This is a genomic window from Streptomyces sp. CA-181903, from assembly GCF_050937075.1.
GTDB lineage: Bacteria > Actinomycetota > Actinomycetes > Streptomycetales > Streptomycetaceae > Streptomyces.
This window is the reverse complement of record NZ_JBNJLY010000001.1, coordinates 7,144,166-7,170,167: the sequence shown is the minus strand read 5'-3', so window position 1 is coordinate 7,170,167 and position 26,002 is coordinate 7,144,166. Positions and strand designations below refer to the sequence as shown.

Below are 26,002 nucleotides of genomic sequence, written 5' to 3'. Positions count from 1 at the left end.
GAGCGGACGACGGCGCACAGCGCACGACCCGCAGGGCCGACGACGACGCAGAGGAGCCCCGAGATCCATGAGTTTCCCGAGCCGACTGCCCGACGCCCGCTCCCCCGCGGAGGGTTCGGGGGCCAACCTCGCCGACATCCTGGAGCGGGTGCTCGACAAGGGCGTGGTGATCGCGGGCGACATCCGCATCAATCTGCTCGACATCGAACTGCTGACGATCAAACTCCGTCTGGTGGTCGCCTCGGTCGACCGGGCGAAGGAAATGGGCATCGACTGGTGGGAGAGCGACCCCTCGCTGTCCTCGGGCGCGCGCTCCCGCGAACTGCGCGAGGAGAACGAGCGGTTGCGGGCGCGCCTCGCCGCGCTGGAGGAGGAACGGCCGGCCCTGCCGGACCGGGAGGCGGAGGCCGTCCGGGACCGACCGGCGGACGGCGGGGCGGCGGACGGAACGGGAGGTGAGGAGCGGTGACCGAAGGGAAGCCGGTGCCGGCAGGGGAGTTGGCGACCGAGGAGAAGCCGGCGGCCGGGGGCGAGCTGCTGTACGCCTACGCGGTCGCCCGGGACACCGGCGCGGACCACGACGTGCCGGACACGGTGACGGGCGTGGCCGGCGAGCCGGTGCGCGAGGTGTGTCACGAAGGGTTCGCGGCCCTGGTGGGCCGGGTGCCCGCGGCCGAGTTCGAGGAGGACGCGCTGCGCGAGCGGCTGGAGGACCTCGCGTGGCTGGAGCGGGTGGCCCGCGGCCACCAGCGGGTGGTCGACGCCGCCGTCTCCCTCTTCCCCTGCGCACTGCCGCTGCGCCTGGCGACCGTCTACCACGACGAGGCCGGGCTGCGGCGGATGCTGACGGCGGGCCGGGAGGCGTTCGGTACCGCGCTCGACCGGCTGGAGGGCCGCGTGGAGTGGGGCGTCACGGTCTACGCCACCTCGGCGCCGGCCGAGGCACCGCCGAAGCCGGCCGGCCCCCGTCCGGCCGCGACTACCTGCGACGGCGCGGTGCCGAGCGCCGGGCCGCCGAGGCGGGAGCGCGGCAGGAGGCCCGGGAGGCGGAGGCGGTCCACGAGACGCTCGCCGCCCTGGCCGAGGCGGTCCGGCTGTACCCGCCGCAGAACTCCCCCCTCGCCGCGCACCCGGGCCGCAACCTCCTCAACGCCGCCTACCTGGTCCCCCGGGACCGCGCGGAGGAGTTCACGAGGACGGTGTCCGGGCTGACGGACCGGGCCCCCGACGGATTCCGGGTCCGGCTGACGGGACCGTGGGCCCCCTACTCCTTCGTCACCCACGACCCCTGCGTACCGGACGCCCCGTGAACGCCGACGGGCTCCCGGCGGAGCGGCTGTCCCTGGTGGACCTCCTCGACCGGCTGCTCGCCGGCGGGGTGGTGCTCACCGGCGACCTCACCCTGCGGATCGCGGACGTCGACCTCGTCCGGATCGACCTGCGGGCCCTGATCAGCTCCGTGGACGCCCGTGTGCCCTCGCCCTGGGAGGACCGGCCTGACCCGGCCGAGGCCGGCGAACGAGCGCTGGAGGGAGGGACGGAGACATGAGCGCAGCCGCGAACCGCCGCGTGGAGCTGGACCAGGACACGGTCGAACGCGACCTGATGAAAATCATCCTGACCATCCTCGAACTCCTCCGGGAACTGATGGAGCGTCAGGCCCTGCGCCGCGTCGACCAGGGCGATCTCACCGAGGAGCAGGAGGAGCGGATCGGCATGACCCTGATGCTGCTCGCCGACCGCATGGACGGCCTCTGCCGGCAGTACGGCCTGGACCCCGAGGAACTCGACCTGGACCTCGGCCCCCTGGGATCGCTGCTGGGACGCCGGTGACGGACGGGCCGCTCGCCCCCGCAAGACCACCGCACCGGCGAGCGGCCCGCCCGCGTCACACGTCGAACGCCCTCAGCAGGGCGCTCACCCCACGCGCCGCCGCCCGCAACGCCCCCACCTCCACCGCCGCCTCGGCGATGTCGGCCACGGCGTCCCCCGCCTCGAACCCCCCGGTCCGGCACCCCCGGCACCTCCGCCGGCGCCTCCGGCCGAGCCGCCCGCAGAGCTCGCACTCCCGCTCCCGCTTCCTCATCGGCCGATGATCCCATGGTCGTACCGACGGGTGGGGCGGCGGCAGCCACGAGAGGTGCCACAACCCGTTCGGCGGACCCGGCGGCGTTTTCCGCACCCCGCGCGCGCCCGGCCCGTAGCGTCCGCCGTGAGCACCCGGGTCCCTCCGGCCCGGGCTCCGGAGGAAGGGGTGCGCTCCATGCCCGAACTGCCCGCTGCCACCGGACCGTCCGCGGTCCCCCGCCGCCGCGCCGTGCTCCTCGGAGCGGCGGCCGGTGCCGCGTCCGGCCTGGCGCCGGGCACCGCGCGGTCCGCGTCCCGGCGGACGGCGCGGTCGGCCGACGGCCGCCGCGTCGCCGTGATCGGTGCCGGGGTCGGCGGCCTCACCGTCGCGCACGAGCTCGCGGAGCGCGGTTTCACGGTGACGGTGTACGAGCGCCGCGGGGTCCCCGGTGGCAAGGCCCGCTCCCTGTACGTCCCGCACACCGGCACCGGGGGCCGCCGGGACCTGCCCGGCGAGCACGGCCACCGCGGGGTGTTCGGCTTCTACCACAACCTTCCCGACACCCTCCGCCGCATCCCATTGCCCGGCGGCCGGAGCGTCCACTCGCGTCTCACCCCCGTGCGGTGGGTGGAGTTCGCCCGCGTCCCGGGGCGGCCGGACATCCCCGTGCCCGTCGACCGGTGGGTCCCCTCCTCGCTCTCCGACACGAACCTGCTGATCACCTCGCTCGCCGGCCTCCTCCAGGAAGGCGTGCGCCTGCCGCCGTGGGAGGCGCTGTTCTTCGCCAAACAGGCGGTGATGCTCCTGACCAGCTGTACGGAACGCCGGTTCGGACAGTGGGAGTACGTGCGCTGGTGGGACTTCATCCGGGCGGACGGGATGTCCGAGGACTACCAGAAGTACCTGGGCGGCGGCGTCCAGCTGCTGCAGGCGCTCCGGGCGCCCGTCGCCAGCACCCGGACCTGCGGCCAGGGCATGGAGTCCATCCTCTACGACCTGGAGGGCCGCGGCAGTGACGCCGGCGGCCCGTTCGACCGCGTCTTCGACGCGCCGACCAGCGAGGCGTGGCTCGACCCCTGGGCGGCCCACCTCCGTTCGCTCGGTGTGCGGTTCGCCTTCGGCCGCTCCGTGGAGCGGCTCGACCTGCGCGACGGCCGGATCGCCTCGGCCACGGCCCGGACCGTGCACGGCGCGACGGAACGGATCGACGCCGACTGGTTCGTGGTCGCCCTCCCCGCCGACCGGGCCGTCCGCCTCTGGAACCCCGCCCTCCGGTCGGCCGACCCCCGGCTGGCGGCCATGGACGGGCTGCGGCACACCTGGTGCAGCGGCATCCAGTACTACCTCCGCGAACAGGCCCCCGGCATCCGGGGCCACGTCGTCCACGTCGACTCCCCCTGGAAGCTGGCGTCCATCGCCCAGTCCCGGGTGTGGTCGGCGCCCTTCGCCCGGACCTGGGGCGACGGGCGGGTGCGGGAGTCGCTGTCCGTGGTGATCTCCGAGTGGGAGACGCCGGGCATCCTCTACGGCAAGCCCGCCCGGCGCTGCACCCGGGCCGAGGTCGCCCGCGAGGTGTGGGCGCAGATGAAGGCGCACCTCGCCGACCACGCGCCGCTGGACGACGCCCTGCTGGAGACCTGGTACCTGGACGAGGCGATCACCGAGGACGGGAGCGGCGGCCTGCGCGACGACGATCCGTTCCTGATGAACACCGCCGGCTCCTGGGACCTGCGGCCCGAGGCGACCACCGCCGTAGGGAACCTGTTCCTGGCCGCCGATCACGTCCGGACGTACAGCAACATCGACTTCGCCTCGATGGAGACGGCGAACGAGGCCGGCCGCCGGGCCGCCGGGGCGATCCTCGCCGCGGCGGGCGGTACGGGCGGGGGCGACCGCTCGGAGGTACGGACCTTCCGGGGGTACGAGGCGCCGGAGTTCGCCGCGGCCCGGGCGCTGGACCGGGAACGCTGGCGGCAGGGGCAGCGGCACATCCTGGACGTCGGCTGACCGGAACGCTCCGGGGGCCGGAGGCTCCGGGGTCTCCTGGGGTTCCTGGAACTCCCGAGGTACCGGGATCTTCCAAGACTCCGGGTTCCCCCCGGCCCCGGGACCTCGCGGAGTCCCGAAACCTCCCGGGGTTTCAGGACCTCCCGGAGCCCCGAGACCTCCCGCTGCCCCGGGTTGGCGCGACACCCTGTTCCCCTCCCGTACTCCCCGGCGTCACAGTGTCGCCATCGCCCCGTCCACCCGCCTCGCTGTCCTTGGAGCGCTTCGTCCCCCTTCCCCCACACACCCTCAGAGGTCACCTTGCCCATGGGAGAGATCGACCGCCGGCGGTTCCTGCAGTTGTCCGGCGGCACCGCCGCGTTCACCGCGCTGTCCGGCAGCATCGCCCGCGCCGCCGCCATTCCGGCCCGGCGGAGCACCGGCAGCATCCGGGATGTCGAGCACATCGTCGTCCTGATGCAGGAGAACCGTTCCTTCGATCACTACTTCGGGTCCCTGCGGGGTGTCCGCGGCTTCGGTGACCCGCGGCCCGTGACCCTGCCCAGCGGGAAGTCCGTCTGGCACCAGTCGGACGGCAAGCGCGACATCCTGCCGTTCCGTCCCGAGGCCGACCACCTGGGCATGCAGTTCCTCCAGGACCTCAACCACGACTGGGCGGGCGGGCAGCGGGCGTTCAACAAGGGCCGCTACGACCAGTGGGTGCCGGCCAAGACGGCGACCACCATGGCGTACCTCACCCGCGAGGACATACCGTTCCACTACGCCCTCGCCGACGCGTTCACCCTCTGCGACGCGTACCACTGCTCGTTCATCGGGTCCACCGACCCCAACCGCTACTACCTGTGGAGCGGGTACACCGGCAACGACGGCAAGGGCGGCGGTCCGGTCCTCGGGAACGAGGAGGCGGGGTACGGCTGGACCACCTACCCCGAGCGGCTGGAGAAGGCCGGGGTCTCGTGGAAGGTCTACCAGGACGTCGGCGACGGCCTGGACGCCAAGGGCAAGTGGGGCTGGACCGGTGACGCCTACCGCGGCAACTACGGGGACAACTCACTCCTCTACTTCAACGCGTACCGCAACGCCAAGCCGGGCGATCCGCTGTACGAGAAGGCCCGCACCGGGACCGACGCCCGCAAGGGCGACGGCCTCTTCGACGTCCTCAAGACGGACGTGAAGGCCGGCAGGCTGCCGCAGATCTCCTGGATCGCCGCGCCGGAGGCGTACAGCGAGCACCCCAACTGGCCCGCGAACTACGGCGCCTGGTACATCGCGCAGGTGCTCGACGCGCTCACCGCCGACCCGGAGGTGTGGAGCCGCACCGCGCTGTTCATCACCTACGACGAGAACGACGGCTTCTTCGACCACGTCGTCCCGCCGTTCCCGCCCGCGTCCGCCGCCCAGGGCCTGTCCACCGTCGACCCGGGCCCCGACCTCTACAAGGGGAGCATCGGCAGGACGGCCGGGCCGTACGGGCTGGGGCAGCGCGTCCCGATGCTGGTCGTCTCGCCGTGGAGCACCGGCGGCTTCGTGTGCTCCGAGGTCTTCGACCACACCTCGGTCATCCGGTTCATGGAGAGCCGCTTCGGGGTGCGCGAGCCCAACATCTCGCCGTGGCGGCGGGCGGTCTGCGGCGACCTCACCTCGGCCTTCGACTTCAGCCGGGCGAGCACCGGGGCCGCCGCGCTGCCGTCCACGGACGGCTACCGGCCCCCGGACCGGCTGCGCCACCCCGACTACGTCCCCAAGCCGCCCGCGACCGGTACCCTCCCCCGCCAGGAGCCGGGTTCCCGCCCCACCCGGCCACTGCCCTACGCGCCGTTCACCGACGGGACGGCGGCGCCGACGACCGGCCGGTTCACCCTGACGTTCGACGGCGGCGAGGCGGCGGGCGCCCAGTTCCTCGTCACCTCGCCCAACCGCACGGACGGCCCGTGGACGTACACCACGGAGGCCGGAAAGAAGATCGCCGACACCTGGAACACGGCCTACTCCAAGGGTGTCTACGACCTCACGGTGCACGGCCCGAACGGCTTCCTCCGGAGCTTCAGAGGCCCCGGCGGCATCGCGGGCCCCGAGATCACCGCCCGTCACAACGCGGCCACCGGCGACCTCGACCTCACGCTGACCCAGCAGGGCACGGCCGACTGTCACCTGACCGTCACCGACGCCTACGGCGGCCCGGCCGAGACCGTCACCGTCCGGCCGGGCGCCACCGTGCGGCACACGGTGCGGACCCGGGCGGGCAAGCGGTGGTACGACGTGTCGGTGGTGTCGCACGAGGACGGCACCTTCCTGAGACGCTTCGCCGGGCACGTGGAGACGGGCGCCTCCGGGGTGAGCGACCCGGCCATCGCCACCCGCTGAGTCCCCGTCCGGGCGTCCGGCCGCTCCCCCACCCCGGGTCAGGGCGGCCAGACGCCCGTCCGCCACAGGTGCACGATGGCCCGGGCGATGTCGCGCGACTCCGGGTCCACCAGGGCGTCGGGGTCGCCGGCGGCCGCGTCGAGGTCGTCGAGGAACCGCCCGACGGCCTCCCGGCCGACCCGCTCCAGGGTGGCGTCGTGGTACAGCCGGACGAGCCCGGTCGCCCGCAGTTCGTCCTCGTCCCGTCCGGTCAGCCGGGCCGAGAGGGTGACGAAACCCGGATGGTCCCTGCCGGGGGTGTTCATCCGCTCGCGCCCCCTTCGTCATGGTTTCCGCGCGTTCCTTCCGGTGACGCCCGGGCGCCCATTCTGCGGGGCGCGTACCGGCGCGGAAAAGGGCGCAGGCAATGGGGGTGTTTCCGGCCTCGTCACCGGGACCTGTGGTTCTCCGGCGACGAATGTGTTCCTCCGTATCAGCCGAAAGGGAACGTCTGCCCACCGGATTCCCGGGCATCCGCCAGGTGTCCGCCTTTCCTCTCACATGCAGCGCGTACGCAGCGCGCAAGGAGGCACCATGTCGCAGATCGAGGAATCCGTCGAGGTGGCCGTTCCGGTCACCACCGCGTACAACCAGTGGACGCAGTTCGAGGAGTTCCCGCAATTCATGGAGGGCGTGGAGCGGATCGAGCAGCGTTCGCCGACGCTGACGCACTGGGTGACCAAGACGGACGGCGTCCGGCGCGAGTTCGACGCGGTGATCACCGAGCAGATCCCGGACGAAAGGGTCGCGTGGACCACGGTCGACGGTGACGTCCGGCAGGCCGGCGTGGTCACGTTCCACCGGCTGGACGCGGCCCGCACCAAGGTGATGCTCCAGTTCGACCATACGCCGGAGGGCCTGGTGGACACCGTGGGCGACAAGCTCGGGTTCATCCGTCGGCAGGCCAAGGGCGATCTGGAGCGGTTCAAGACGTTCATCGAGTCGCGCGGCCTGGAGACGGGCCGGTGGCGCGGCCGGGTGTGAGCCCGCGAACGCTCCGGGATCCGGAATCCCGGATCCCGGAGCGTTCCGCGTTCCGCGTTATGGCACGGCGAGGGGGCCGCGGTCCGAGGACCGCGGCCCCCTCGGGGTACCTGCCGGAAGGACGTCAGTCGCGGAACGCGTCCTTCGCCTTCTCCTTGGCGCCCCGCAGGTCGCCCTTGGCCTGGTCGGCCCGGCCCTCGGCCTCCTTGCTCTCGTTGCCGACGGCCCGGCCGGCCTGCTCCTTGAGCTTGCCCTTGGCCTGCTCCGCCTTGGCCTTGGCCTTTTCCTGAGCGCTCATCTCGAAATCTCCTCGGTGTCGATGGCGGTCCGTGCCGATTTCATCCGGTCGGGTGCCCGGACCGGCTCCCCGTAAACCCATCGGTCACCGGCGCACCCGAGTCGTACGCGCGCCGGGCGGGTTCGGTCTCGAATCTGTATCGGCCTGGCATGAAGAAAGGAAGCCAGGATAAAAGCGAAAGCATCGGGAAGACGACACGTCGGAGGTTGATTTACATGGTTCCCCTTCTCCTCGTCCTGCTCCTCGCTCTGATCCTTTTCGGTGCCGGATTCGCCGTGAAGATTCTGTGGTGGGTCGCGGTGGCGGTGCTCGTCATCTGGCTGCTCGGCTTCCTGGTGCGCTCCGTCGACTCCGGTGGCGGCCGCAGCCGCTGGTACCGATGGTGACCCGCTGACATCACAGCCATCACGGCCCCGTCCTCAGGGCCCGGCGGGACCTGATCCCCGCCGGGCCCCGATGCTGTCCGGCCGGATTCTTTCGGAAGTCCGGCCGAAAATCGCCCTGCCTGCATGCATGTCCCGGCAAACCCGGGGCAGGAGCCGAACTGTCAAGCACAGTTGAAGGAGGGCGCACGTGACCAGCACGAGCGTGACGCAGACGGTCGAGGCCGAGCGGAGCAGCACTGCGGTGGGTGGGCCTCTCGGTGTGGATCTGCCACAGGTGGAGGACGCGGGAGGCATCGACCCGCGCGACGCCCGGGCTCTGAACAGGCTCTTCCTGGACCGGCTGGCGGTCCTGGAGGAGGGTACGCACGAGTACCAGTACGTCCGGAACACCCTCATCGAGATGAACCTCTCCCTGGTGCGTTACGTCGCCGGCCGCTTCCGCGGCCGCGCCGACCAGATGGAGGACATCGTCCAGGTGGGCACGATCGGTCTGATCAAGGCGATCGACCGGTTCGATCTGACCCGGGAGGTCGAGTTCACCACCCTCGCCATCCCCTACATCACCGGCGAGATCAAGCGCTTCTTCCGTGACACCAGTTGGGCCGTCCACGTCCCCCGCCGGCTCCAGGAGCTGCGGGTGGAGCTCGTCAAGGCGACGGAGGAACTCTCCAGCCGGCTCGGCCGCTCCCCGACGGTCAAGGAGCTGGCCGAGGTGCTCGACCTCTCCGAGGACGAGGTCATCGAGGCCCAGGTCGCCAGTAACGGCTACTCCGCCCACTCCATCGACACCCCCGCCGAGCCCGGGCCGCGGGGCCACGACTCCTCGCGCTCGTGGTCGGAGCGGATCGGCACCGTGGACGAGAACCTGGAGAAGGTCGAGGCGCTGCACGTCCTCAAGCCGCTGCTGGCGGAACTGGACGAGCGGGAACGGCTGATGCTGGAGCTGCGCTTCGGGCAGGAGATGACCCAGTCGCAGATCGGCGCCGAGCTCGGCATCTCCCAGATGCACGTCTCCCGGCTGCTCAGCCGTACGCTCGCCCGGCTGCGCAAGAAGATGCTCGCCCAGCAGTGACCACCGCCCTCCGGCGGCCGGTCCCACCCCGCACGACATCGCCCCTCACGGCCCTCCGGCCGCCGAGGGGCGCCGTCGTGCGCGCGGAAGCACTTCGGAAGGACTTCTTCCAGGGTTATTTCCGGACTTCCGGGCGAGGCGTGGGGAGAGGGACGATCCCGGAACGGCCGGAACGGAGGTACCGACGTGGACTGGCGACAGTACGCCGCCTGCACGGACGAGGATCCCGACCTGTTCTTTCCCATCGGCACGGGGGTTTCCGCGCTGGCGCAGACCGAAGGGGCCAAATCGGTCTGTGCCCGCTGCCCGGTGAGGGAAGAATGTCTGCGTTGGGCTTTGGAGACCCGGCAGGAGTACGGAGTGTGGGGTGGAACGAGCGAAGGGGACAGGCGTGAGCTCCGCCGGGGGACGGGAAGGCGCCGTGTGGGTACCTCTTCCTAGTACGGTGGCGGAGCTCCCGGCGGGGCGGGGCGTTCCGGGTCCACCGTGTGCCCCCGCGCGTCCCGCGGGGACGGTGAGCGGACCCGCGACGGGCGTACGGTCCCGACCCGCCAGTGATCGAGGTGACGCTGTGACCGACACGACGGCCCCGGCCGGGCCGTTCGTCCACCCGGCGTTGTTCTACCGGGACGGGGGAGAATACGTCGCCGCGCTCACGGCGTTCGTCCGCGAGGGACTGGCCCACGGCGACCCGGTGGCGATCGCCGTGCCCCGCGCCCGGCTGGAGCTGCTGCGGGACGCGCTGGGCGCGGACGGGTCCGGCGTCCGGTTCGTCGACATGGAGGAGGCGGGCCGCAATCCGGGGCGGATCATTCCGCGAGTGCTGCGGGCCTTCGCCGACGCCCATCCGGACCGGCACGTCCGCATCGTCGGCGAGCCGATCTGGGCGAGCCGCTCCGCCACGGAGTACCCGGCGTGCGTCCAGCACGAGGCCCTGATCAACCACGCGTTCGCGGGCCGCAGGGTCACCATAGTCTGCCCCTACGACACGGCGCGGCTGGATCCGCGGGCGGTGGCCGACGCGTACGCGACCCACCCGGTGATCATCGACGGCGACCGCAACGGCCCCAGCGGCTCGTACGCGCCGGACCACATCATCGCCGCCTACAACCAGCCGCTGCCGCCGCCGCGTGCCGGGTCCGTCCTCTCCTTCGACTTCGACGACGAGCTGCTGCCGGAGGCGCGGCACGCCGTGGTGGAGCGTGCGGTGGCGCTGGGGCTGGCGCCCGAGCGCCGGGACGACCTGGCACTGGCCGTCGCCGAGCTGACCACCAACAGCGTGGTGCACGGCGGCGGGACGGGGACGGTGCGGATCTGGGCCGAGGGCGGTCACGTGGTGTGGGAGGTGCAGGACCGCGGGCACGTCGGCGATCCGCTGGCCGGCCGCCTGCCACCCGCGCCGGACCGGCCCGGCGGCCGGGGGCTGCTGCTCGTCCACACCCTCAGCGACCTCGTCCGTACCCACACCGGGCCCGGAGGCACCACGACACGCTGCCTCCTCTCCCGCGTCCCGGCGCCCTGAACCACCCGTCGTGCGGGTGAATCCGGCGGAGTTCGATTGCGCGCGGCCGCCCGGAACGGCGAGCGTGGGCGGGCGCCGGTGAGGCACCGGGCCGACGGGAAGGAACGGGACGGATGAAGCGCGTCGTTGCGAAAACGCGGTGGGCCGTACGCACGGCCATGGCCGCGGTGGGGACCCTGGCACTCTGCGCCGCCGTGGCGCCACCGGCCTCGGCGGGCGGTGGCGACTGTGTCGGACAGACCTGCCTGGTGGTCGAGCGGAGCGGTCTCTACGTGGCACGGGCGACGGTCACTCCGGCCCCCGGCGCGAAGTTCTTCGGCCACTACCGGCTGTACGGCGGCGGCGTCGACAACAAGAGCGCGTCGCAGCATTGGCACGAGGGGCTGCGGTACACGGTGGCCTGGGGCCGGGGCGTGCCGGACCACACGAAGATCTGCGCCGAGGGCTGGGAGCAGACCGGGGGCAAACTGAAGCCGCTCGGCACGAAGTGCGTGGAGATCCGGAAGTAACGTCGTTGGCGGCCGTCAGCCGTCGTAGGACTGCAACTCGACGAGGTTGCCCTCGGGGTCGCGGACGTGGGCCGTGCGCAGGGTCGGCCCCCACTCCGGCCGCCCGGCGGGCGCCGCGACCGCCGTGGCGCCGTGCCGCAGGCAGAGGGCGTACCCGGCGTCGACGTCCGGCACCCGGCTGACGAGTACCGTCCGGTCGGCGGGGGCCGGTTCCGCCTCCGCCGGCGCCCCGGTGATGTCGTCCATGGCCCTGCGGTCGAGCAGCATCAGGACGCCCTCGCCGGCCAGGTCCCAGTGGGCATAGGGCCCCTCCTCCGTACCGTGGACCAGGTGGGCGCCGGTGAGTTCGGGGAGGACGGCGGCGTAGAAGCGGAAGGTCTCGGCGAACCGGCCGACGAGCAGCCGGGGATGCAGTGCATCCATGACGCCCCCTGGATCGTGGGTTCTGACCAATGATGGGTGGACACCTACAATACTCGCGTGCCCGAGACGCCCCCCACCCTCACCGCCCTGACGCCCTACCTCCTCTCCCGCGTCGGCAAGAACGCCCGCGGCCGGGTCGCGGCCCGGCTGGCCGGCCGCGACCTGCGGATGTGGCACATGGCCGTGCTCGCCGCCCTCGCCGACTTCGGCCCGCACGCCCAACGGGAGCTCGCCGGGCGCCTGTCGATCGACCCCAGCGACATGACGAAGGTGGTGGACGACCTGGCCGCCCTCGGCCACGTCGAGCGCACCCGCGACCCCCGCGACCGCCGCCGCCTGACCGTCGCCCTCAACCCCGCGGGCGCCCGGGAACTCGCCCGGCTCACGGACGAGGTGCTCGCCGCGCAGGACGAGCTCCTCGCCCCGCTGACCGGGCAGGAGCGGGAACGGCTGCACACGTTGCTCGACAAGGTCTTCCGCCATGCGGAAGCGGCCGAGGGAGACCGGGGACGGCCGTGAAGCGGCGCGCGCCTCACGCCCGCCTGGTGGCGACGGCCGCCAGGTGGAGGGGCGGCAGGAACCGCGTGCGCAGGGCGACGGGCGCGCCGCAGGCGTCCGCCAAGTGCCGCAGCGCCGCCGGGCTGTACGCCTTGCGCAGGCTGACGACGGCGTCGTGCGCCTGGGCGGGGCCGCCGCAGAGGAAGGCCGGAGGGACGGCCGCCAGACACGCGGGGTGGCGCCACAGGTCGATGATCAGGAGCCGCCGGGCGACGCGGGTGCCCTCGCGCAGCACGTCCGCGGCGGCCCGGGGCGGCAGGTGGTGCAGGGACTGGCTGAACACGGCGAGGTCGTAGGAGCCGTCGGGCGCGTCGATCGCGGTGGCGTCGAGCCGTTCGACGGTGGCCCGCGCGTGGCGGCCGAGCGGTCCCGCCCGCAGCGCCTCGACGAGGTCCGGGGCGACGTCGCTGACGGTGGCCCGGGCGGCCGGGTGCCGGTCGAGGACCCAGCGGGCGAGTCCGCCGTCCCCGGCGCCGAGTTCGAGGACGCGCGGCCGGGGCACGTCCCCGAGCCCGTCCAGGACGAGGGCGCCGAACGTCCGGTGGGCGAGGGTGAGCCGCTCCAGCCGGGCCAGTCCGCGCAGCACCCGGCGGCGCCGGCCCTCCGCGTCGGCGCGGTCGAGGTACTCGGGGCGGTCGGTCTCGTACAGCCGGTCCCACCACGCGGCGCCGGGGCCGCCCCGGGGCATGTCGTCGATCACAGTCGGCCAACGACCCGTCCGCGGCGCGGGTCACGTCCGGACCGGGGCGCCGGGCCCCGCGGGCGCGGCACTCAACCCTCCGCGCTCCCCCGGCGTCTTGTGCGGGACTCCGGCGGTGACCGCGCCGGGCGACAGGGCTCGTGACCGAAGGGACCGTGGGAGCAGTGGACGACATACGCAGGCCGGCCGCGACCGCCGTACGGGAGGCGTCGGCCGGACGGCCGGAACCGGCGCCGCGTCCGAGGGGTTTGGTGGACCTGCGGGGACGCGAACGGGCCCCCGCGCTGCTGGTGTACCCCGCCGACGCCGTGCTGGTCGTGTCGGGGCTGCCCGGCGGCGGCAAGAGCACCCTGATCCGCCGCTGGTCGGGGGCCGCGCCGGTGGTCGACCCGAGGGACGCGCACGAGGACTGCGCGGCGGTGATGCCGGCGTGGCTGCCGTACGCGGTGTACCGGCCGTGGGCGCGCCTGGTGCACGCCCGCCGGCTGTGGAACGCGGTCCGGGCGGGCGGGCCGCTGCTGGTGCACGACTGCGGCAGCCGGGCGTGGCCGCGGCGGCTGCTCGCCCGGGAGGCCGGGCGCCGGGGCCGCGAACTGCACCTGGTGCTCCTGGACGTGACGGCGGCCGACGCCCTGGCGGGCCAGGAGGCACGCGGCCGGTGGACCCGCCCCCGCGTCTTCGACCGGCACCGGCGCGGGCTGCGGCGGTTGCTGGACGCGCTCGCGGCGCCCGGCGCCGGCGGGCCCGGCGGGGGTCCGGTGCCGGAGGCGGCCTCGGTGGTGCTACTGGACCGGACGACGCGCGAGCATGTGGCGGCCGTCGCGTTCCGGCGTCGGCGCGAGGAGGGCCGGCCCGCCGGCCCTGTGGAACGGGCCTGCCCGGAGTCCGTCACAGGCCCGGGGTGCGCGCCTCGATCCGGTAGTCGAAGGCGACACCGCTGACGCTGGAGGTGGTCACCCCGCCGTCGACGGTCAGGACGGCTCCATTGACGTAGGACGCGGCGGGCGACAACAGCCAGCCGATCGCCTCGGCGACCTCCTCCGGCTCACCCGGCCGCATGGCGGGAGACAGCCGGGTCGCCTCCTCGTACCCCGCCTCGGCGCCGCCCGCCAGCCCCGCCTCCGCCGCGAACCGCGCCATCCGCCGGTCGGCCATCTCCGTGCGCACCCAGCCCGGGCACACCGCGTTGGCCCGCAGCCCCTGCGGCCCGTAGTCGACGGCGAGGGAGCGGCAGAGGTGGAGCAGACCCGCCTTGGACGTCGCGTAGCCGGCGTTGGCGACGCTGTTGCGGAGCGCGGCGACCGAGGCGACCGCGACCACCGCCCCGCGGGCCGCCAGCAGATGCGGCAGCGCGGCACGCAGCAGCAGGAACGGGCCGGTGAGGTTGGTCCGTATCAGCTCTTCCCAGTCCTCCACCGCGATGTCGCCGACCGCGCCGGGCCGCCCGATTCCGGCGTTGAGCACCACACCGTCGAGTCTCCCGTAGGCCGTCACCGTCTTCTCGACGAGCTCGCGCACGGCCTCGGGGTCGGCGGCGTCGGAAGGGTGTGCCAGCGCTCCGGTCTCCTCGGCCACCCGGTGCAGCGGCTCGGGCCGCCGCCCGGAGATCACGACCTGGTGCCCGGCGGTGCGCAGCAGCCGGGCGGTGGCGGCCCCGATTCCCGTTCCCCCGCCCGTCACCAGGACAACACGCTGTTCCGACATGGCCGTTCGCCTCCGAAGCTGGTCAACTTCCGGTACCCCGCACTGCGATCATACGAAGCGCCGGCATCGCCGGGCCGAGCGGGTGCCGCTGCCGCTCGGCACGTGGCTGGGTGCGGGGCGAGGAACGGAGCAGACCGAGCAGGCGGTCGGCCGCCGTCGCCGGGGATCACATGGCGGACGGCCCCGGGCTTCGACAAAGCCCGCTACAAGAAGCGCGACACCGTCGAACGGGCAGTCCACAAGCTCAAGCGGTTCAGGGCCGTCGCCGCCCGCTACGTCAAGCGCGGATGCGTCCTCCTCGGCACCGTCACCGCCGCCGCACTCCTCATCCGGCTCCGATATCCGGCTCGGATCGTGATCGGAGAGACAGAATCCGGCGCGGCCGTCCGCCCGGACGCCGTTCGCCCGGACGCCCAGACGCCCGGACGCTCAGACGCCCGGAAGCCCGGAAGCCCGGAGGCCCGAGGGGGATTGTCAGACCCCTCTGTCACGATCGTTCGTGGGAGTACCCGTGAGGGCGGGTGCGGGGAGGACAGCCATGGGATTCTTCGACGGCCGGGCCGTGCCGGCCGAACATGAGCCGGACCGTCCGGAGTTCGTCGACCTGGGGCCGGCGGGGTCGGGCCACGGGGACGACGGGCCACCGGCCGACCGGTACCTGCCGACGGTCCTCCCCCGGGTCGCTCAGGTGGCCGAGGGGCCTCGGGTGCGGGTGGTGTTCACGGGCTGGGAGGTGTGGCCCGAGGAGGTGACGCTGTGTCTGCAGATCTTCTGGCGGCGCCGGCGGACGGACGAGGTCTACGGGGACGCCTGGTACGCCCGGCCCGGCGCGGGGGCGTTGCGGGTGAGCCTGCGTCTGGCGGACGGCCGCCGCGTGACCACGCTCGACGAGAGCGGTGAACGCCCCCTCACGCTCCGGGAGTACGGCACGGATCCCGGCGGGGCGTTCCACCGGCCGGTGCGGCTCCTGCTGTCCGAGGTGCCGGACGACGGGCCCTTGACGTTGACGCTGGAGTGGCCGGACGAGGGTATAGCGGAGACCGCGGCCGCGCTGGACACGAGTGGCCTCGGGGAGGCGGCGCGGCGGGTGGTGGAGATATGGCCGGAGCGGTCGGGGTTGTGAGGGGGCCCCGGTCCCTCCCTTTCTCCCCCGGCTACGCTGGGAGGTGCCCCCGGTTTCCTGGGGCTGACGCCCCAGACCCCGAAACCGCGCTCCGCGCGGTTGTCCTCAAGCGCCGGACGGGCTGAATTCCGCGTCCGGGCGCGACAACCAACTAGTCCGGCGTTTGAGGACCTCGCGGCGAAGCCGCGATGCCGGGGGCCGGGGCGCAGCCCTGGAAGAAACGGTGAAAGGGAGGGACCGGGGCACCCTCACCGGCCCGGCCCCGCGAGCACCCGCCGCGCCCGCGCGATGAACGCCCGCCCCGCCGGACCGGTCGGACCATCCGTGCGCCAGGCGAAGGCCAGCCGGCCACGCAAGGCCGGCGGGTCGATGGCCACGGAGACCAGCTCCGGCGCGCGGGAAGCCGCGTACTCCCCCGGCAGGATCGCCGCCCCGAGCCCGTGCGCGGCGAGTTCGGCGAGGGTGCCGGGATCACCGGCCTCCAGGGCGATGCGCGGCCGGAATCCGGCCGCGGCGCACGCCTCGTCGAGCCGGGCGCGGAGGCCGGTGCCGCGCGGCAGGCTGATCAGCGGCCGGTCACGCAGGGTGTCGAGGGAGACGACCGGGTGGACGGCGAGTTCATGGCCGGGGGCGACCGCGGCGACGATCGCCTGGTCCTCCAGCACGTGCAGGGAGACACCGGCCGGGCCCTCTCGCCCGACGCTGATGATCGCCGCGTCGAAGCGCCCGCCGCGGAGGCCGTCGACCAGGTGGTCCGTGGTGTCCTCGGCGAGGGTGATCTCGACCGCCGGGTGCTCCTGGTGGAAGCCGGCGAGCAGTCCGGGCAGGTCGGCGTTGTGCGAGGTGACGGTGCCGACGGCGACGCGCCCCCGGAGCAGTCCGGCCATCTCGTCGACGACGAGCCGGGCCCGCTCGACGGCGGCGAGGGCGGCGCGCGCGTGCGGCAGGAAGGCCGCGCCGACCTCGGTGAGTGTCACGGACCGCCCCGAGCGGTCCAGCAACTCGTGCCCGAGCTCCCGTTCCAGCTTGCGGATCTGCGCGCTGACCCCGGGCTGGGCGACGCGCACCCGCTCGGCGGCCCGGGTGAAGTTCCGTTCCTCCACCACCGTCACGAAGTACTCGAGCTGGCGAAGTTCCATAACCAGCGATGCTAGCAGTCAGACTTTCCATGTCTTGGACTTCTGATGCGCCCCGGAGGAGGCTGGTTACCAGAAGGCAGCGACACCGCACCGAAGGAGCACCACCATGATCGACGTCCGTGAAGGCGCCACCACTCCCGAGGACTTGACCCGCCTGTTCGTCGAGCGTGCCAACGCCCGCGACGCCGAGGGGATGGCCGCGCTCTACGCGCCCGACGCCGTCCTCGCCTTCCCGCCCGGCAGCGCGACGGTCGGCCGGGAGGCGATCCGCGCCGTCTGCGAGCGGCTCCTGCTCCACGCGGAGCTGCCGTTCACGCTCGAACCGCCGCTGCCGACGGTCCGTTACGGGGCCGACCTCGCCCTCACGTCGACCCGGTCCGCCGACGACACGGGTGGCAGGGTGCAGGTCGTCCGGCGCGAGCCCGACGGCACCTGGCTGCGGATCATCGACCGGCCCGAGTCGAAGGCCGGCCGGTGAGCGTGCTCGTCGCCGGGGCGGGCATCGGCGGCCTGACCACCGCCCTCAGCCTGCATGCCGCGGGGATCGAAGCGACCGTCGTGGAGAGCGTCCGGGACATCCGCCCGCTCGGCGTGGGCGTCAACCTCCTGCCGCACGCCGTCCGCGAACTCACCGAGCTGGGGCTCGGCGACGGCCTCGCCGCCATCGGCGTGCCGACCGCCGAGAACGTGTACTGCGACCGTGACGGCACGGTCCTGTTCTCCGAACCGCGTGGCGTCGCCCAGGGCTACCGCTGGCCGCAGTACTCGGTCCACCGCGGCGAGCTGCAGCTGATGCTGCTCGCCGCGGTCCGCGACCGGCTGGGCCCGGACGCCGTCCGCACGGGGACGCGGCTGGCCGGTTTCACCGACACCGGGCCGGCCGTCCGGGTCCGGCTCCTCGACCGGGCGACCGGCGGGCAGCGGACCGTGGAGGCCGGGGCGCTGGTCGGGGCGGACGGGCTGCACTCGGCCGTCCGCGGCCTGCTGCACCCGGACGGCGGGCCCCTGTTGTGGTCGGGGGTGCGGATGTGGCGCGGGGTGACGGAGGGGAAGCCCTTCCTCACCGGGCGGTCGGCGGTCCTGGTCCGGGACGGGGACGCCGAGTTCATCGCCTATCCGATCGGGCGCGACCGGATCAACTGGGTCTGTCTGGTCCGGGAGGCGCCGCCGGGGCCCCTCGGCGAGGAGGCGGGCTGGAACCGCCCGGGCCGGCTCGCCGACCTCCTCCCCCACTACGCGCACTGGTCACTCGGCTTCCTGGACGTCCCGGGCCTGCTGACCGGAGCCGAGCGGATCCTGGAGTACCCGATGGTCGACCGGGAGCCGCTGCCGTCCTGGGGGCGGGGCCGGGTCACCCTGCTCGGCGACGCCGCGCACCCGATGTACCCGGTGGGGGCCAACGGCGCGTCCCAGGCCGTCGTGGACGCCCGGGTGCTCGCCCACGCGCTGGCGGGGAGCGACGACGTGCCGGCCGCGCTGGCGCGTTACGCGGACGAGCGGCGGGAGGCGACGGCCGCCGTGGTCCGCGCCAACCGGGCCATGAACGAGGCGGGGCGCGTGGTTCCGGACGACGGCGGGCGGAGCGGGGAGCACTTCGCCCGCATCACGGACGTCTACCGGCGGGCGAGCGGGGGCGATCCCGCCGTCCTCAACGCCCGCCCGTCGCTGACACCCCGTTGACCGGGGGAGAGATACGGAGCGGCGGGCTCCGGCCGTCAGCCGGCCGACCGGGACAGCGCCTCCCGTACCGCCTCGTCGGTCCGGCCCACCACGGCGGTGCCGTCGTCCGCCGTGATGATGGGCCGCTGGATCAGCTTGGGGTGCCCGGCGAGGGCGCCGATCCAGCGGTCGCGCGCGGCGGCGTCGCGCGGCCAGTCCTTCAGGCCGAGCTCCTTGGCCTCGTCCTCCCCGGTGCGGGTGATGTCCCACGGCTCCAGTCCGAGCCGGTCGAGCACGGCGCGGATCTCACTCTCGTCGGGGACGTCGTCCAGGTAGCGGCGGACGGTGTACTCGGCGCCTTCCTCGTCGAGCAGCTTGACGGCCGAGCGGCACTTCGAGCAGGCGGGGTTGATCCAGATCTCCATGCCGCACAGGGTACCGCCCTCACCCCGTCAAATCCCGCCTGAGCTGGGGCGATTGTCAGTGCCCGGCAGTAGAATGGAGGGGTAGTGAAGAGGTCGCCCGACCCCTTCGTCAGGAGGACGCCGATGGCCGCAGCAGCAGCACCGCTCACCGACCCGTGCACCCTCGCGACGTTGCCGAGGAAGCGGCTGCCCGCCGGGCATCCGCGTGAGTGGTACGAGTCCCACAACCGCCGGCTGAAGGCCATGCGCCTCGCCATAGCGCTGCTCCACAGCGGCGCCTACCGGCCGGAGCAGGCGAGCAACCGCAGGATACGCCGGGTCGCCGACCGGATCGGCGTGCGCCCGCCGTCGAACGCGACCTGCCGGATGGTCAGGTCGCTGATCCACGCCGAGGCGCCCGCGGCCCGCGCCGCCCGCCGCTGACCGCACCGGCGTCCGGTCCCATGAGCGGCCCGGACGCCGGCCCCCCGCGCCGCAACCGCCCGGCCGTCGCCCGTTCCCCCGCCCGTCATCCGGCGGTTCCGGCCCGTCCGTAGCGTCGTCGTATGACGATCCAGCAGGTCGCTCCGGCCCCGGCCGCCCCGGCGCCGGCCGTCGCGGCCGGGGCCGTGCCGGAGCCGGAGGGTCCGCCGCCGGCGCCCCCGGCCACCGGGGGCGGCGGGACGGGGGCCCGGCCACGGCGGCGGCGCGGTCCGGCCGCGCCGGTGCGCCGGCTGGGGGCGCAGGCGCTGCTGATGGTGGCCGCCCTGGCGGCGCTGTGCACGGCGGCCGTGGCCGGTGCCGTCGTGGTGCGGGCCGACACGGACCGGCTGCGGGAGACCGTCACCGAGCGGGCGGCGACGGCGGCCGGGCTGCGCTTCGCCCTGGCCGACCTCGACGCGCAGCACGCGAACGCGCTGGTGCCCGGGCACTCCGCCGACCGGCCCGCCGTCCTGCCCGCGGGCCGGTCGGCGGACGACTTCCAGGTCGGCAACCGCGTCCTGGCCCTGCTCACCGCCCGGCAGCGGCGCGCCGAGGTCAGCGATCTGTTGCGGCGGCTGGGCGGGGACCCGGCCCAGAGCGTCCGGGTGCGGGCGCTGCTGGACGGCCTGGGCCGGTACGACGAGCTGACCGCGCGGTCGTCCGCCGTCGACGAGACGGCGCCGGACCGGCCCGCCGGCCGGCCGCCCGCCGGTGCCGTCACCCTGTCCGTCGACGCGGGCGAGGTGATGCACCGCGAACTGCTGCCCGCGGCGGACGCCCTGGCGTCCGGGTACGCGCGGCGGGCGGACGGGCTGGCGGACCGCGCGCACGACGCGGCCGTGACCGCCGCGTGGGCCACGGCCGGAACGGGCGCCGCCGCCCTGGCCGTCCTCGGCTGGTGCCAGTGGCGGCTGGCCCGCCGCTACCGGCGGGTGTTCAACCCGGCGCTGTGCGCCGCGACGGTCGCCGCCGCCGTCGTCACCGTCCTGGGCACCGGGGCGTTCCTGTCGGCGGCGGACGGCGTCCGGGGCGCGGCGCGGGACGGTCTGCGCCCGTGGGCCCGGCTGGCCGAGGCCCGGGCGGTCGCCGCCGAGGCGGCGGCCACCGAGGGCCGCTGGTTCGTGTACGACACCCGCCCCGGATCCGCCGCCGTGAGCAGGTTCGAGGGCCTGACCGCGCGCCTCGACTCCCTCCTCGCGCCGGACGGTTACACCTATGCCCCCGGGCGCGCCGCCCACCGGGCCGTCCTCGACCGGTACGCGCGGTTCCGCGACGACGACCGCCGGATGCGGGAGGAGCACGCCACCGGGCGGACGGACGCGGCCGTGCTGACGCTCACCGAACTCGGGCGCGGGCGGATCCCGTTCGACTTCTGGGAGTTCGCGGGCTCGCTCGACGCCCTGTCCGCGCGCCACTTGGACGTCCTCACGGAACGGACGGCGTCCGCCCGCGACCGGCTGACCGGCTGGCCCGCGGTGCCGGCGGGCGTGCTGGGCGGCGCGGTGCTCCTCGTCGGGGCGGGGCTGCGGCCCCGGTTCGCCGAGTACCGCTGAGTCCCCGCCCCTTCTGCCCCCGGGCGGCGACGGATAATGCCCGGCCGGGTGTCCGACCCACCCAGTACGCTGCTGCGACGATGACTGACGACCAGATACCGCACACTTTCCAGGTCGACCTGCGCGGCCTGGTGGACCTGCTGTCCCACCACCTGTACTCCAGCCCCAAGGTGTACCTCCGCGAACTGCTGCAGAACGCCGTGGACGCCATCACGGCGCGCCGCGCGGAGGAGCCGACGGCGCCCGCCACGGTGCGCCTGTTCGCCGACGGGGGCCGGCTGCGGGTGGAGGACAGCGGCATCGGCCTGACGGAGGCCGACGTCCACGATCTGCTGGCCACCATAGGCCGCAGCTCCAAGCGCGACGGACTGGAGTCGGCGCGCTCGGAATTCCTCGGCCAGTTCGGCATCGGGCTGCTCGCCTGTTTCGTCGTCGCCGAGGAGATCCGGGTCGTCAGCCGTTCCGCCCGGACGCCCGGCGCGCCGCCCGTCGAGTGGACGGCGCGCGACGACGGTTCGTACACCGTCCGTACGCTCGCCGACGACGCGCGCCCCGAGCCGGGCACGACGGTGTACCTGGCCGCGCGCCGCGGTTCGGAGGACTGGCTCGCCGAGGAGCGGGTGCTCGCCCTCGCCCGGGACTTCGGTTCGCTCCTCCCCCACGACGTGCGGGTGGGCGACACCCCGGTGACCGACCGGCCGCCCGTCTGGGAGCGGGCGCACCCGAGCCCGTCCGCCCGGCGGGCGGCGCTCGCCCGGCACTGCCACGAGCTGTTCGGCTTCTCGCCGTTGGACGCCATCGACCTCGACGTGCCGGTGGCCGGGGTGCGCGGTGTCGCGTACGTGCTGCCGCAGGCGGTCAGCCCGGGGCGGCGCGGCGGGCACCGCGTGCACCTGAAGGGCATGCTGCTCACCGACCGCGCCGACGAACTCCTGCCGGAGTGGGCGTTCTTCGTCCGCTGCGTCGTGGACACCGACAGCCTGCGGCCCACCGCGTCGCGCGAGAGCCTGTACGACGACGACCGGCTGGCGGCGGTCCGGGAGGCCCTCGGGGAGCGGATCCGCGACTGGCTCGCCGAGCTGGCGGCGGGCGACCAGGAGCGGCTGCGGCAGTTCCTGTCCGTCCATCACGTGGGCGTCAAGTCGCTGGCGCGGCACGACGCGGACATGTTGCGCACGATGCTGCCGTGGCTGCCGTTCGAGACCAGTGACGGGCAGTTGTCGCTGGAGGAGTTCGCGCAGCGGCACCGGACGGTCCATTTCACGCGTACCGTCGAGGAGTTCCGGCAGGTCGCGCCGATCGCCGCGGCCCAGGGCGTCGGTGTGGTCAACGGCGGCTACACCTTCGACGGCGAGCTGGTGGAGATGCTGCCGCGGGTGCGTCCGGGCACCACGGTCGCCGAGCTGGACGCGGAGACGGTCACCGCGCACCTGGACCACGTGGAGCCGGGCGACGAGCTGGCGCTGGCCGACTTCCTGGCGGCGGCGCGGGCGCGGCTGGACGCGCTCGGGTGCGACGTGGTGCTCCGGTCCTTCCTGCCGGTCACCGTGCCCGCGCTGCACCTGGACGACCGCGCGGCCCGGCACGAACGGGCGCGTGCCGAGGAGGAGTCGAAGGCCGACGACCTGTGGTCGTCCATCCTGGGGTCGCTGCGGGACGAGGCCCCGCGCGCCCGGCTCGTCCTCAACCACCTCAGCCCCCTGGTCCGGCGCGTCGGCGCGCTCGCCGACCGCGACCGCGACCTGGCGGGCACCGCCGCCGAGGCGCTCTACGGCCAGGCCCTGCTGATGGCCCAGCGCCCGCTGCGGCCGGCCGACTCGGCGCTGCTGAACCGTGCCTTCCTGGGCCTCCTGGAGTGGGCGGCCCACCCCACCGCGCCGTCCGAGCAGTCGGAGGAGGGCCGGTGAACCGCACCGTCTCCGCCCTCCGCCAGGCGCTCCAGGACAACATGAACGAGCCGGAGGGCCCGGCGCGCAACGCCGTCGCCGAGCGGCTGGTGGACGAGGCCGGGCAGGCCGGCGACACCGGGCTGCTGCTCGACACCCTGTTCAACGTGCTGTCCGCCTACAACTTCAGCTCCGAGTCCGAGAAGATGTTCGTCCCCTTCGCCCGCGTGCTGCGCATGTGGGACGAGCGACCGGAGGACTTCGACCAGTACGCCGAGCACCGGCTGCACTGGATGTTCAAGTGGGTGGCCGGCGGGATGCTGGACCAGCCGGACATCCCGCTGGCGTCGGTGGAGAAGTGGCACGCGGAGATGGAGCACCGCTACCGGGTCGCGGGCCACAGCGAACGGGCCGTCCGGCAGAGCGAGTTCCGCATCGCGTGGGAGACCGGTGACACCGCGCGGGCCGAACGGGCCTTCGCCGCCTGGCTCGCCGCCGACCGGGACCGGATGAGCGACTGCCACGCCTGCGAACTCCACGTTCAGGGCGACTGGCTGAACCGGCTGGGACGGCCGGAGGAGGCCCTGGAGACCTGGCGCCCGGTCCTGACCGGCGAGCACACGTGCGCGCACGAGCCGCACGTGGTCCTCGCCGCCTCGCTGCTTCCGCTGGTGCGGCTGGGCCGGACCGACGAGGCCCGCGCCCACCACCTGCGCGGCTACCGGATGATCCGGGACATGGAGTCGATGCGGGCCACCGTCGGCGACCACATCGAGTTCTGCGCGCTCACCGGCAACGAGGCGCGGGCCCTGGAGATCCTCGCCGAGCACACGGGCCACTTCGCCCCCTCCGGGGACCCGCTGTCCCTGCTCGACTTCCTCGCGCCCGTCGCGCTGCTCGCCCGCCGGCTGACGGAGTCGGGTCTCGGCGAGCGGCGGGTGCCCGGCCCGGCCGGGCGGGAGTGGACGGCCGCCGAGCTGTCCGCGCACGCCCGCGCGGAGGCCCTTGAGCTGGCCGGCCGGTTCGACCGGCGCAACGGCAGTACGGTCGCCGGCGACCGCGTCCGCGCGCGGATGGACGCCGCGCCGCTGGCCGGGCGGCTGCCGCTGGGCGTACGGGCCGAGCGGCTGACCGTCCCCCGGCCCGCGCCCGCCGCGCCGCCGGTCCCGGCGTCCCCGGAGGACGTCCGGGAGCTGCTGGCCACGGCCCGCCGGCTGACGGAGGACCCGGCGCCCGGCGTCCGGGCCGCGTGGGAGGCGTTCGCGCGGGCCGCGCACGGCCGCGAGGACGAGCTCGACCCGCTCGGCCGCGCCGAACTCGCCGACCACGAGGCGATGGAGCCGGTCGCGGAGCCGGAGAAGTGCGTCGAGGGCTTCCGCTCGGCCGCCCTGCTGTACGAGGACGCCGGGCACCCCGCCCAGGCCGCCCTCGCCCGGGCGCGGGCGGCGCTGGCGCTGTCGTTCGCCGGGCGCGCGGCGGAGGCCGTGGCGGCGGTCGACGCCGAGTGCGCGCTGCTGCGCGGGCTGCACGCGGGGGGCCGGGCGGAGCCCCGTTCGGTGGTCACGGCCCTGCTCTACCGGTGCCGCGTCCTCCGCGACGGCCTCGACGGCGGCCCGGAGGACGCCGGCGAGGCCGTGGCCGCCCTGGAGGCCGCGCTCGACGAGGCGGCCGCTTTCGGCGAGGAGCACCGCGCGGCGGGCCGGATGGTGTCCGGCCGGCTGGCCGACGTCCTCCACCTGCGGGGCGAACTGGCCCTGGGGGCGGGCGATCCGGCCCGGGCGGCCGGCTGGTTCGGCCGCGCGGTGGAGCTGACGGACGAGGCCGGCCTGACCTGGTACGCGCCGGAGGCGCGGGTCGGCCTGGCCCGGGCCGCGATGGCCTGCGGTGATCCGGAGACGGCGGTCGGGGCGGCGCGTTCCGCTCTGGAGCACGGCGCCGGGACGATGGAGGAGGCGCATGCGGCGCAGGTGCACGTCCTGCTGTCCGAGGCCCTCACCGCCACCGGCCGCCACGAGCCGGCGGTGGAACACGCCCTGGAGGCGGCGCACCGGGCGGACCAGGCGGGCGAGAGCGCGACCCTCGGCGCCTGGGCCCGGCTCACCCTCGGCGGCGCGCTGCACCGGCTGGGCCGCGCGGACGAGGCCGCGGCCGTCCTGGAGACGGCGCTCCCGGACCTCGAAGAGGGCCACGGCGAGGGCCAGGTGGTGCAGGCGCGCTGGTGGCTCGGCGAGTGCCTGGCCGCGCTGGGCGACCACCGCGAGGCGGCCGGACAGTTCCTGCGCGCCGCCTCGGTCGCCCAGCACTGGGAGGAGCAGTGGGACCACGCCGTCCTCGCCAACATGGCCGCCGACTGCCTGGACCGCGCGGGCCGGGACGACGAGGCCGAGCGGGCCTACCGGCGGGCCGAGGCGCTGTGGCGCGACCTGGACCGGCCGGAGGCGTACGTGCGGGTGCTGCGCGCCCGCGCGTGGCTCGCCGCGCGCCGGGAGGACGACGGTCCGGCCCGCGCCCGCGAGCTGATGGCCGAGGCCGGGCGCGAGTGCGTGGCCGCGCTGGCGGCGGCCGGGGACGACGAGGCGCGGCAGTTGCTGCGCGGCGAGCTCGCGGGCACCCACCGGCAGACCGGCGAGCTGATCGTCCGCTGCTGCGAGGGCGCGCCGGGGGACGACGAGGACGGGGACGAGGGGGACGCGGCCCGGGAGGCGTACGAGGAGGGGCTGACGCACCTCGAGCGGGCGGTGGCCGTCTACACGGAATCCGGTCCCGCGCTGCGCGATCCGCGGACGGCCGCCGAACTGGCGGCCGCCTGGCTGGAGCTCGACCTGGGCCGGGACGCGGCCGCCGCCGTCCGGGCGCGGGCGGTGCTCGCGGAGTACGGCGACGCGTCGGAGGGCGTGGCCCCGGCGCGGCGGGCCGAGGCGGAGAACATCCTCGCGTACGCGACCCGCGAGAGCCCGTCCGGCGGCTGAGGAGGGCCCGGGTCCGGGGCGAGCCCCGGGAACGGGGGTGGAAGGGCGGGGCCGGGGGCGATCCCCTCCCCGCCCGCCCCCCGGACGCGGCCCGCGCCCGGAAGCCCGGACCGGCCCGGTGGCGGGTCACCGTCGGACCCCGTACTCACCCG

29 protein-coding genes and 1 pseudogene are annotated in these 26,002 nt (G+C 74.6%); 22 read left to right on the top strand and 8 right to left on the bottom strand.

Going from position 1 to position 26,002, the window contains the following annotated elements:
- Positions 1–67: 67 nt before the first annotated feature.
- From ACQEVS_RS31805 to ACQEVS_RS31785, 5 genes and pseudogenes are all read left to right on the top strand, one after another.
- A complete protein-coding gene (locus ACQEVS_RS31805; RefSeq protein ID WP_433026626.1) occupies positions 68–469 on the top strand; it encodes a gas vesicle protein in 402 nt (133 codons plus the stop codon).
- Positions 466–876 (top strand): annotated as a pseudogene (locus ACQEVS_RS31800) (GvpL/GvpF family gas vesicle protein); the annotation flags it as partial. The gene ACQEVS_RS31805 and the pseudogene ACQEVS_RS31800, both read left to right, overlap by 4 nt.
- A 26-nt stretch (positions 877–902) precedes the next feature.
- Positions 903–1,310, top strand: a complete 408-nt coding sequence (locus tag ACQEVS_RS31795; protein ID WP_433028114.1) for a GvpL/GvpF family gas vesicle protein — start codon at positions 903–905, stop codon at positions 1,308–1,310.
- Positions 1,307–1,549, top strand: a complete 243-nt coding sequence (locus ACQEVS_RS31790) for a gas vesicle protein (protein ID WP_433026623.1) — start codon at positions 1,307–1,309, stop codon at positions 1,547–1,549. Before ACQEVS_RS31795 ends, ACQEVS_RS31790 begins: the two co-directional genes overlap by 4 nt.
- Positions 1,546–1,833 (top strand): gas vesicle protein K, encoded by a 288-nt coding sequence (locus ACQEVS_RS31785; RefSeq protein ID WP_433026620.1) that lies wholly within the window; start codon positions 1,546–1,548, stop codon positions 1,831–1,833. Before ACQEVS_RS31790 ends, ACQEVS_RS31785 begins: the two co-directional genes overlap by 4 nt.
- A gap of 55 nt (positions 1,834–1,888) precedes the next feature.
- On the opposite strand, the gene ACQEVS_RS31780 is transcribed toward ACQEVS_RS31785, so the two are convergent.
- Positions 1,889–2,086 carry a hypothetical protein gene (locus ACQEVS_RS31780; protein ID WP_433026617.1) on the bottom strand — a complete coding sequence of 66 codons (198 nt, stop codon included), beginning with the start codon at positions 2,084–2,086 and terminating at the stop codon, positions 1,889–1,891.
- A 177-nt stretch (positions 2,087–2,263) separates the two neighbouring features.
- Between ACQEVS_RS31780 and ACQEVS_RS31775 the strand changes: the two genes are divergently transcribed.
- Both ACQEVS_RS31775 and ACQEVS_RS31770 read left to right on the top strand, forming a co-directional pair.
- Positions 2,264–4,075, top strand: a complete 1,812-nt coding sequence (locus ACQEVS_RS31775; protein WP_433026614.1) for a hydroxysqualene dehydroxylase — start codon at positions 2,264–2,266, stop codon at positions 4,073–4,075.
- Positions 4,076–4,381: 306 nt separating this feature from the next.
- Positions 4,382–6,439 (top strand): phosphocholine-specific phospholipase C, encoded by a 2,058-nt coding sequence (locus ACQEVS_RS31770; RefSeq protein WP_433026611.1) that lies wholly within the window; start codon positions 4,382–4,384, stop codon positions 6,437–6,439.
- A 38-nt stretch (positions 6,440–6,477) separates the two neighbouring features.
- On the opposite strand, the gene ACQEVS_RS31765 is transcribed toward ACQEVS_RS31770, so the two are convergent.
- On the bottom strand, positions 6,478–6,744 hold the full coding sequence (locus ACQEVS_RS31765; protein WP_433026608.1) for a hypothetical protein: 267 nt from the start codon (positions 6,742–6,744) through the stop codon (positions 6,478–6,480).
- 268 nt (positions 6,745–7,012) lie between these two features.
- Here ACQEVS_RS31765 and ACQEVS_RS31760 point away from each other — a divergent pair, with 268 nt between their 5' ends.
- Positions 7,013–7,462, top strand: a complete 450-nt coding sequence (locus ACQEVS_RS31760; RefSeq protein ID WP_433026605.1) for an SRPBCC family protein — start codon at positions 7,013–7,015, stop codon at positions 7,460–7,462.
- 124 nt (positions 7,463–7,586) lie between these two features.
- Here the strand turns inward: ACQEVS_RS31760 and ACQEVS_RS31755 are convergent, their stop codons facing one another.
- Entirely contained in the window at positions 7,587–7,760 is a 174-nt protein-coding gene (locus ACQEVS_RS31755) for a CsbD family protein (protein ID WP_004947741.1), read from the bottom strand.
- A 215-nt stretch (positions 7,761–7,975) separates the two neighbouring features.
- Here ACQEVS_RS31755 and ACQEVS_RS31750 point away from each other — a divergent pair, with 215 nt between their 5' ends.
- The 5 genes from ACQEVS_RS31750 (at position 7,976) to ACQEVS_RS31730 (ending at position 11,249) form a co-directional block, all read left to right on the top strand.
- Entirely contained in the window at positions 7,976–8,146 is a 171-nt protein-coding gene (locus ACQEVS_RS31750) for a hypothetical protein (protein ID WP_004947742.1), read from the top strand.
- A gap of 187 nt (positions 8,147–8,333) precedes the next feature.
- Positions 8,334–9,218, top strand: coding sequence for an RNA polymerase sigma factor SigF (locus ACQEVS_RS31745; RefSeq protein WP_433026601.1), 885 nt, complete (start codon positions 8,334–8,336; stop codon positions 9,216–9,218).
- A 186-nt stretch (positions 9,219–9,404) separates the two neighbouring features.
- Entirely contained in the window at positions 9,405–9,659 is a 255-nt protein-coding gene (locus ACQEVS_RS31740) for a WhiB family transcriptional regulator (protein ID WP_433026598.1), read from the top strand.
- Positions 9,660–9,789: 130 nt separating this feature from the next.
- Positions 9,790–10,740 carry an anti-sigma factor RsbA family regulatory protein gene (locus tag ACQEVS_RS31735; RefSeq protein ID WP_433026595.1) on the top strand — a complete coding sequence of 317 codons (951 nt, stop codon included), beginning with the start codon at positions 9,790–9,792 and terminating at the stop codon, positions 10,738–10,740.
- 113 nt (positions 10,741–10,853) lie between these two features.
- Entirely contained in the window at positions 10,854–11,249 is a 396-nt protein-coding gene (locus tag ACQEVS_RS31730) for a hypothetical protein (RefSeq protein ID WP_433026592.1), read from the top strand.
- A gap of 15 nt (positions 11,250–11,264) precedes the next feature.
- Here ACQEVS_RS31730 and ACQEVS_RS31725 read toward each other — a convergent pair whose 3' ends face one another.
- A complete protein-coding gene (locus tag ACQEVS_RS31725) occupies positions 11,265–11,672 on the bottom strand; it encodes a VOC family protein (protein WP_433026589.1) in 408 nt (135 codons plus the stop codon).
- A gap of 57 nt (positions 11,673–11,729) precedes the next feature.
- Between ACQEVS_RS31725 and ACQEVS_RS31720 the strand changes: the two genes are divergently transcribed.
- Positions 11,730–12,191 carry a MarR family winged helix-turn-helix transcriptional regulator gene (locus ACQEVS_RS31720; protein ID WP_433026586.1) on the top strand — a complete coding sequence of 154 codons (462 nt, stop codon included), beginning with the start codon at positions 11,730–11,732 and terminating at the stop codon, positions 12,189–12,191.
- 13 nt (positions 12,192–12,204) lie between these two features.
- On the opposite strand, the gene ACQEVS_RS31715 is transcribed toward ACQEVS_RS31720, so the two are convergent.
- Positions 12,205–12,918, bottom strand: a complete 714-nt coding sequence (locus ACQEVS_RS31715) for a class I SAM-dependent methyltransferase (RefSeq protein WP_433026583.1) — start codon at positions 12,916–12,918, stop codon at positions 12,205–12,207.
- Positions 12,919–13,094: 176 nt separating this feature from the next.
- Here ACQEVS_RS31715 and ACQEVS_RS31710 point away from each other — a divergent pair, with 176 nt between their 5' ends.
- Positions 13,095–13,871, top strand: coding sequence for an ATP/GTP-binding protein (locus tag ACQEVS_RS31710; RefSeq protein ID WP_433026580.1), 777 nt, complete (start codon positions 13,095–13,097; stop codon positions 13,869–13,871).
- Here ACQEVS_RS31710 and ACQEVS_RS31705 read toward each other — a convergent pair.
- Positions 13,819–14,634 (bottom strand): SDR family NAD(P)-dependent oxidoreductase, encoded by an 816-nt coding sequence (locus ACQEVS_RS31705; RefSeq protein ID WP_433026577.1) that lies wholly within the window; start codon positions 14,632–14,634, stop codon positions 13,819–13,821. The genes ACQEVS_RS31710 and ACQEVS_RS31705 overlap by 53 nt on opposite strands.
- Before the next feature lie 538 nt (positions 14,635–15,172).
- Between ACQEVS_RS31705 and ACQEVS_RS31700 the strand changes: the two genes are divergently transcribed.
- Positions 15,173–15,757: a hypothetical protein gene (locus tag ACQEVS_RS31700; RefSeq protein WP_433026574.1), complete on the top strand. Its 585-nt coding sequence runs from the start codon at positions 15,173–15,175 to the stop codon at positions 15,755–15,757.
- Positions 15,758–16,005: 248 nt separating this feature from the next.
- Here the strand turns inward: ACQEVS_RS31700 and ACQEVS_RS31695 are convergent, their stop codons facing one another.
- A complete protein-coding gene (locus ACQEVS_RS31695) occupies positions 16,006–16,896 on the bottom strand; it encodes a LysR family transcriptional regulator (protein ID WP_433026571.1) in 891 nt (296 codons plus the stop codon).
- 106 nt (positions 16,897–17,002) lie between these two features.
- On the opposite strand from ACQEVS_RS31695, the gene ACQEVS_RS31690 reads away from it, so the two are divergent.
- Positions 17,003–17,374: a YybH family protein gene (locus ACQEVS_RS31690; RefSeq protein WP_433026568.1), complete on the top strand. Its 372-nt coding sequence runs from the start codon at positions 17,003–17,005 to the stop codon at positions 17,372–17,374.
- A complete protein-coding gene (locus tag ACQEVS_RS31685) occupies positions 17,371–18,576 on the top strand; it encodes a flavin-dependent oxidoreductase (RefSeq protein WP_433026565.1) in 1,206 nt (401 codons plus the stop codon). The genes ACQEVS_RS31690 and ACQEVS_RS31685 overlap by 4 nt, the downstream gene beginning before the upstream one ends.
- Before the next feature lie 35 nt (positions 18,577–18,611).
- Here ACQEVS_RS31685 and ACQEVS_RS31680 read toward each other — a convergent pair whose 3' ends face one another.
- Positions 18,612–18,980 carry an arsenate reductase family protein gene (locus ACQEVS_RS31680; protein WP_398273106.1) on the bottom strand — a complete coding sequence of 123 codons (369 nt, stop codon included), beginning with the start codon at positions 18,978–18,980 and terminating at the stop codon, positions 18,612–18,614.
- A 123-nt stretch (positions 18,981–19,103) separates the two neighbouring features.
- Here ACQEVS_RS31680 and ACQEVS_RS31675 point away from each other — a divergent pair, with 123 nt between their 5' ends.
- From ACQEVS_RS31675 to ACQEVS_RS31660, 4 genes are all read left to right on the top strand, one after another.
- Entirely contained in the window at positions 19,104–19,403 is a 300-nt protein-coding gene (locus ACQEVS_RS31675; protein WP_433026561.1) for a hypothetical protein, read from the top strand.
- Between the two features lie 122 nt (positions 19,404–19,525).
- A complete protein-coding gene (locus tag ACQEVS_RS31670; RefSeq protein WP_433026558.1) occupies positions 19,526–20,995 on the top strand; it encodes a hypothetical protein in 1,470 nt (489 codons plus the stop codon).
- 80 nt (positions 20,996–21,075) lie between these two features.
- Positions 21,076–22,902, top strand: a complete 1,827-nt coding sequence (locus tag ACQEVS_RS31665) for an HSP90 family protein (RefSeq protein ID WP_433026555.1) — start codon at positions 21,076–21,078, stop codon at positions 22,900–22,902.
- Positions 22,899–25,850: a tetratricopeptide repeat protein gene (locus tag ACQEVS_RS31660; protein WP_433026552.1), complete on the top strand. Its 2,952-nt coding sequence runs from the start codon at positions 22,899–22,901 to the stop codon at positions 25,848–25,850. Before ACQEVS_RS31665 ends, ACQEVS_RS31660 begins: the two co-directional genes overlap by 4 nt.
- The last annotated feature ends 152 nt before the right edge of the window (positions 25,851–26,002 follow it).